Genomic DNA, 385 nt, shown 5'->3' on the forward strand with positions numbered 1-385 from the left:
CCACAAGAGCGTCCCCGCGCTGGAGGCCGACATCCGGGCCTGGATCGACAACTGGAACGAGGATCCACGTCCGTACGCGTGGACCAAGACCGCCGACGAGATCCTCGACAGCATCGCCGCGTTCTGTAAACGAACCTCAGGCGCGGGACACTAGCGCCGCAGCCGCCTGACAGTCACGACCAAGACTCACATCCGGTAAATCGACCTGCCCCTATCAATGGCGGACCTGTGGAAGGTCCTCAACCGGATATGGCGCATAGATCAGGTCAAGTGGCCGTGGGTCGCTCTCTGACGCCGTTGGTGAGATAGCCCCCATAGCCCCCACTGTTTTATCGAGACATCCCCATGGTTTGGTTGGCTTGGTTGGTTGGTTGGGTTGGTTGGT

At 60.3% G+C, this 385-nt stretch carries 1 pseudogene; it reads left to right on the forward strand.

Annotated features, from left to right (window positions below):
• A pseudogene (locus ACLQ24_RS30385) lies at nucleotides 1-154 on the forward strand (IS630 family transposase); the annotation flags it as partial.
• Between the last annotated feature and the right edge of the window lie 231 nt (nucleotides 155-385).

Origin of the sequence: Micromonospora sp. DT4 (assembly GCF_049841675.1) — a bacterium.
Taxonomy (GTDB): domain Bacteria; phylum Actinomycetota; class Actinomycetes; order Mycobacteriales; family Micromonosporaceae; genus Micromonospora.